Source organism: Streptomyces sp. NPDC093544 (assembly GCF_040683495.1).
Classification (GTDB): Bacteria; Actinomycetota; Actinomycetes; order Streptomycetales; family Streptomycetaceae; genus Streptomyces.
In genome coordinates, this window is sequence record NZ_JBFBEA010000048.1 from 34995 (window position 1) to 40994 (window position 6000).

At 67.8% G+C, this 6000-nt stretch carries 5 protein-coding genes; 1 reads left to right on the top strand and 4 read right to left on the bottom strand.

Annotated features, from left to right (window positions below; all coding sequences use genetic code 11):
* Positions 1-87 precede the first annotated feature (87 nt).
* The 4 genes from AB0N66_RS40540 to AB0N66_RS40555 form a co-directional block, all read right to left on the bottom strand.
* Positions 88-1587: a glycoside hydrolase family 3 protein gene (locus tag AB0N66_RS40540; protein WP_365445331.1), complete on the bottom strand. Its 1500-nt coding sequence runs from the start codon at positions 1585-1587 to the stop codon at positions 88-90.
* A 9-nt stretch (positions 1588-1596) separates the two neighbouring features.
* Entirely contained in the window at positions 1597-2427 is an 831-nt protein-coding gene (locus tag AB0N66_RS40545; protein WP_365445334.1) for a carbohydrate ABC transporter permease, read from the bottom strand.
* Entirely contained in the window at positions 2424-3413 is a 990-nt protein-coding gene (locus tag AB0N66_RS40550; RefSeq protein ID WP_365445337.1) for a sugar ABC transporter permease, read from the bottom strand. Before AB0N66_RS40550 ends, AB0N66_RS40545 begins: the two co-directional genes overlap by 4 nt.
* 84 nt (positions 3414-3497) lie before the next feature.
* Entirely contained in the window at positions 3498-4775 is a 1278-nt protein-coding gene (locus AB0N66_RS40555) for an extracellular solute-binding protein (protein ID WP_365445340.1), read from the bottom strand.
* A 404-nt stretch (positions 4776-5179) separates the two neighbouring features.
* Here AB0N66_RS40555 and AB0N66_RS40560 point away from each other — a divergent pair, with 404 nt between their 5' ends.
* Positions 5180-5944, top strand: coding sequence for a GntR family transcriptional regulator (locus AB0N66_RS40560; protein ID WP_365445343.1), 765 nt, complete (start codon positions 5180-5182; stop codon positions 5942-5944).
* Positions 5945-6000 lie beyond the last annotated feature (56 nt).

Sequence of the window (6000 nt, forward strand, 5' to 3'; positions counted from 1 at the left end):
CGAAGGTGCCTGGTCGCCCCCCGTGGGCGACCAGGCACCTTCTGTCTATGCGGAGCCGCGGAGCTGCTACGCCCCGCTACATCCCAGCTACACCCCCGCTATGACCTCCGCCGCCGCCCGGCCGCACACGCTTGCGGCGCCGTGCGTGGCGATGTGGAGGGCACCCCTCGGCGGGGCCTGAGGTACGCCCATTTCGACCACGATCGTGTCGGGGCGGACGGCGAGGAGGGTGTCGAGGGCCGCCGCCATCCAGGGGTGACGGTGTTCGTCACGGACGACGGCGACGATGCGACGGTTGCCCGCGGCGGAGAGCGCCACCGGGCCGGCGTCCTCGCCGACGAAGCTGCCGGTCTCCGTGCCCGGGAGCAGACGGCTGAGTTCCGCCGTCACACCCCAGGGGGTCTTGTCGCCGACGGCGATGTTCGAGACGGGGGTGAGGGCGACGATGTACGGCGCCTCGGTGACCGGGACGTACGCCTCGGCGCGCGTCACGGTGAGTGCCCGGCGCGCTGCGACGAGTCCGACCTCGGCAAGCCCGTCCTGGCCACTGGCCGTCCTCGATCCGGCAGCAGCCGCGGAGGCCGTCCACCGGGAGAGTGCCCGCACCCGTGCCGCCGCGTCCGCGAGGCGTTCCTCGGGGAGTTCACCGCTACGCACCGCCGAGACGAGGGCGTCGCGGAGGAGACGTACGGTGTCGTCGTCCGACAGCCCCCCGCCCACGCAGATCGCGTCGGCGCCGGCGGCGATGGCGAGCACACTGCCGCGTTCGATGCCGTAGGTGGCGGCGATGGCCTGCATCTCCATGCCGTCGGTGACAATGAGGCCGTCGTAGCCGAGTTCCTCGCGGAGCAGGCCTTGGAGGATGCGCGGGGAGAGCGTGGCCGGGCGGTCCGGGTCCAGGGCCGGCACCAGGATGTGCGCGCTCATCACCGCACGCGTGCCGGCGGCGATCGCGGCCCGGAACGGGGCGAGTTCGCGGGCGTCGAGCACCGACAGGTCGGCGTCGATGCGCGGCAGCGCGTGGTGCGAGTCGACCGCCGTGTCGCCGTGCCCCGGGAAGTGCTTGGTGCAGGCAGCGACGCCCGCCGCCTGGAGCCCGGTGACGTAGGCGGCCGTGTGCCGGGCCACCAGGTCGGTGTCGGCGCCGAAGGAACGTACGCCGATCACGGGGTTGCCCGGGTTCGAGTTCACGTCCGCGGACGGGGCCCAGTTGAGGTTCACCCCGCACGCGGCCAGGCGGCGGCCGAGTTCGAAGGCGACATCACGCGTCAGTGAGACGTCGTCGACCGCACCCAGGGCGTGGTTGCCCGGGAAGGAGGAACCGGTGTGGACCTCCAGGCGGGTGACGTCGCCGCTCTCCTCGTCGATCGCGACGAGCACGTCGTCGCGTTCGGCACGCAACTGAGCGGTCAGGGCGGCGACTTGGTCGGGCGTGGTGATGTTGCGGCTGAACAGGCCGACCGAGGCCAGGCCCTCTCCCAGATGCCGGAGCAGCCAGTCGGGGGCCGTGGTCCCGGTGAAGCCGGGCTGGAGGACAGTCAGCGCGTCGCGCGTGAGCGTGTCCGTACCACTGGCGAGTGTCGTCATCAGGTGGCGTTATCCCTTCACAGCGCCTGCGGTGAGGCCGCTGACGGCCTTTCGCTGAAGGAAGACGAAGAGGATCAGGATGGGTACGGCGAAGAGCGAGGACGCCGCCATCGTGGCCCCCCAGTCGTCCCCGAAGACCGTCCTGAAGCTGCTCAGCCACAGCGGGAGGGTCTGGGCCTCGATGTCCTTGTTCAGGATGAGGACCATGGGGAACTCGTTCCAGGCGGTGATGAACCCGAAGAGCGAGGTGGCCATCAGGCCGGGCGCGAGCAGCGGGAAGATCACCTTGATGAAGGCCTGGGTACGGGTGCAGCCGTCGACCATGGCCGACTCCTCCAGTTCCTTCGGCACGGCGGCGACGTAGCCGCGCAGCGTCAGGACGGTGAAGGGCAGCACCATGATCATGTAGAAGAAGGTCAGCGGGACCAGGCTGTTCAGCAGGTCGGCGTCGCGCACGAGCATGTAGACCGCGATGACCATGACCTCCCAGGGGGCCATCTGCGCGACCATGAACGTGAGGATGAAGCCGCGCCTCCCCTTGAACCGCATGCGCGCGAGCGCGAACGACGCGAGCAGTGCGATGACGAGCGACATCAGCACCGAACACACCGTGACCGTCAGGGAGTTGCCGACCAGCGTCCAGAAGTGGTCCGCGTCCATGGCCGTCTTGAAGTGATCGAGGGTCGCGTCGGTCGGGAAGAAGACGGGGGTCTCGGAGATGATGTCGCCGGTCGGCTTGAAGGCCGTGGCGAACATCCAGTAAACAGGGAACGCGAAGATCACGAAGAGGACGATCGCCGTCGCGTTGGGCCACAGGCGGCCGATCAGGGAGCGCTTCACAGCTCGTCGTCCTCCTGCTTGATGACGGTCCGGAGGTAGAACGCGGTCAGGGCCAGCAGCGTCAGGATGGTGAGGAACGAGATCGCCGCCCCCATGCCGTAGTGCTGGTTGCCGACGCCCTCGACGAAGGCGTAGATCGGCAGGGTCTCGGTGAGCCGGTCGGGGCCGCCCTTGTTCAGCGCGAAGATCTGGGTGAACGACTTGAAGACCCAGATGACCTCGAGGAAGGTCGTGGCCCACAGGAAAGGCCGCAGGAAGGGGAAGGTCACCGAGGTGAAGGACTTCCAGGCACCGGCACCGTCCAGCGAGGCGGCCTCGTACAGCTCTTTGGAGATCGTGGTCGTCGCGGCGTAGAGGTTGATCGCCACGAAGGGTATGGACTGCCAGACGATCAGCAGGGTGACCACGGAGAAGGTGGAGAACTGGGTGCCGAACCAGTTGTAGTCGGCCATGGAGTGCCAACCGAGCTTGTCCAGGAACCAGTTGACGACCCCGAAGCGCTGGGCGAACAGCCACTGGTAGACGGTGGTGGCCGCGAGCATGGGCATCGCCCAGGCAAGGACCAGACCGAGCAGCAGCGTCAGTCTCATGCGCTTGCCGAGCCGGGCCAGGAGCAGGCCGGCGAGGGTACCGAACACCATGATCAGGACGACGTTGGCGGCGGTGAAGACGACCGTCCGCGCGGCGACGTTCCAGAACTCGGAGCCGGACAGGACCTCTTGGTAGTTGTCGATCCCGTTCCACTCGGTGAGGTGGAGGATCAACTGCCGCGGGTTGAGGTTCTGGAACGACAGCATGCCGTTCTTCACCAACGGCCAGCCCAGGAGCACTGCGGTGGCCGCCAACGCGGGCAGCAGGAGCAGATAGGGGGCGGACGCGCCGCCTCGCTTCCGCGTCGGGTTCTGTCCCTCACCCGGTGGGGATACGTCGGATTTACCTGTCCCGGCCGCCGGGACTGAGTCCGCGCGTTCGGTCTGCACTGACATGCTCGCCATCTCTCTGTGGCCCTACTGGTCATGCACCACGGCGCCGGGGCGCCCCCGTGGGGAGGGCGCCCCGCGCGCGGGCGATCAGCTCGTCTGCGAGAGACGCTTGTTGATCTCGTCCTCGACCTGCTTGGCCGCCTCGGCCGGCGTCTTGCCGTTCAGCACGGCGGTCATGTAGGCCTTGATCGGGTTCGGGTCGTTCTCCACCGCGGCCCACTCGGGGATCAGCGGCGTGGTGCCACCGCCGGCCGCGGCCGGGGCGCCTGCCACGGCGGCCGGGTTGGCCGAGAGGTTGGGCAGGAGCGACTCCTTGTTCGGGGTGACGCCGTTCTCCTTGGAGAGCGCGCCCTCGAACTTGTCGGACATGGCCAGCTTCAGGAACTCCTTGGCGAGGTCCTGCTTCTTGCTGCCCGCGGCCACCGCGAGGTTGGAGCCACCGAGGAAGACGCCCTCGGGCTTGGCGGCTGTCTCACCCGGGATGGTGAAGTAGCCGATGTCCTTCTCGATGTCCTTGTTGGCGGCGATGGCCGTGCCGGCCTCCCAGCCCATGCCGATGAAGGCACCGACGTCACCCTTGGCGAAGACCTCGGCCTGCTGCGGTGTCGCCTCGTCCTTGTCCTTGGGGGCCTTGGAGAAGGACTGGTACTCCTTGTAGATGTCCATCGCCGCGGTGACCTTCGGGTCCGCGAGGTTGGAGACGTACTTGTCGCCGTCCTTCTTCACCAGGTCGGCACCCTGGCCGATGGTGAGGCCGTCGAAGAAGTACCAGTTCTGACCCGGCAGGTAGAGCGGCTCGGCGTCGGTCTTGCTGTCGATCGCCTTGAGGTCCGCGAAGAACTCGTCGCGGGTCTTCGGGGTGTCCGTGATGCCGGCGTCGGCCCAGATCTTCTTGTTGTAGACGACGACGCGGTTGACGACGTACCACGGGGCCGCGTACTGCTTTCCGTCGAAGACGGAGGACGCGTTGATGGTCTCGGTCCAGTCGGTGCCGATCTCCGACTTGAGGTCACTCAGGTCGGCGAGACCGCCGGTGGCCGCGTAGGCGGGGGTCTGGGTGTTGCCGACCTCGATGACGTCCGGCGGGTTCTCCTCGGAGAGCGCCGTGGTGATCTTCTGCTGGATGCCGTTCCACTGCTGCGTCTCGAACTTCAGCGTGGCGCCGGTCTGCTTCTCGAAGGCCGCCGTCAGGTCCTTGGTCCAGTTGGGAGGCGTCGAGCCGTCCATGGCCCAGACGGTCAGGGTCTCGCCCTTGAAGCCGTCCGCACCGGCCTTGTCGCCGCTGTCCCCGTCGTCGCCCCCACACGCTGCGATGGAGACCATCATTCCCGCGATACCGATCGCGGCTATCAGCTTGCGCTTCACGCCATCCTCCTCAGGGATGCCACAATCCCCCCTGCCCACCGCGTGACACACGCCGAGTAATGACCGTGGGGCTGGGACCTGGACCAATGGTGTAGACCAGTACGGGGAGCTTGGCCTAGACCTAGAAGGGGTGTCAAGGGTGTGTAAGCCCGTCCAGACGGACGTTATGGGACCGACATACGCAGGGACCTTTAAGTAGGTAAGAGGCATAACAGGCAGGCGCGTTCACGCGCGCACACGGCTGGTCCGCGCCCGATGGACTAGACCAACCATGAACGCCGACGGTATAAGGGGGGATCACGGAGCGTGCGGGGGGATACTCGCACGGCAAGCCGTGCCACGATGTGAGCCGTGGCCGATCGGTTATGTCGGTCGCTTCGGCACCGGAGCCGGGAAGGCAGGACATGAGCACCGACGTCAGCAGTGCGGAGAACGAGGGTGGGGCCCCCATCCGTACCGCGCGTGTGCCCAAGTACTACCGCCTGAAGAAACACCTGCTCGACATGACGGAGACGCTCCCGCCGGGCACCCCGGTACCGCCCGAGCGCACGCTGGCCGCGGAGTTCGACACCTCCCGCACGACCGTCCGCCAGGCCCTCCAGGAGCTGGTCGTCGAGGGCCGCCTCGAACGCATCCAGGGCAAGGGTACGTTCGTCGCCAAGCCGAAGGTCTCCCAGGCGCTCCAACTCACCTCGTACACCGAGGACATGCGCGCCCAGGGCCTCGAACCCACCTCGCAGCTCCTGGACATCGGCTACATCACCGCCGACGAGACCCTCGCCGGCCTGCTGGACATCACCGCCGGCGGCCGGATCCTGCGCATCGAGCGACTGCGCCTGGCGAGCGGCGAGCCGATGGCGATCGAAACGACCCACCTGTCGGCGAAGAGGTTCCCCGCCCTGCGCAGGTCGCTCGTCAAGTACACCTCGCTCTACACCGCGCTCGCCGAGGTGTACGACGTCCACCTCGCCGAGGCCGAGGAGACCATCGAGACCTCGCTGGCCACCCCGCGCGAGGCCGGCCTGCTCGGCACCGACGTCGGCCTGCCCATGCTGATGCTCTCCCGCCACTCGCTCGACAGACAGGGCGAGCCGGTGGAGTGGGTGCGGTCGGTGTACCGGGGGGACCGGTACAAGTTCGTGGCGCGCCTGAAGCGCCCGCAGGACTAGGTCCTGTCGTCATCTTACGTTGGCCGGGTGGGCCGGTCGCGGCGATCCCCGGTGCC

Bases quoted from the DNA above. Each gene is read 5' to 3' on its own strand.
- AB0N66_RS40540 (WP_365445331.1), bottom strand. From the start codon at position 1,587: ATGACGACACTCGCCAGTGGTACGGACACGCTCACGCGCGACGCGCTG.
- AB0N66_RS40550 (WP_365445337.1), bottom strand. From the start codon at position 3,413: ATGTCAGTGCAGACCGAACGCGCGGACTCAGTCCCGGCGGCCGGGACA.
- AB0N66_RS40560 (WP_365445343.1), top strand. From the start codon at position 5,180: ATGAGCACCGACGTCAGCAGTGCGGAGAACGAGGGTGGGGCCCCCATC.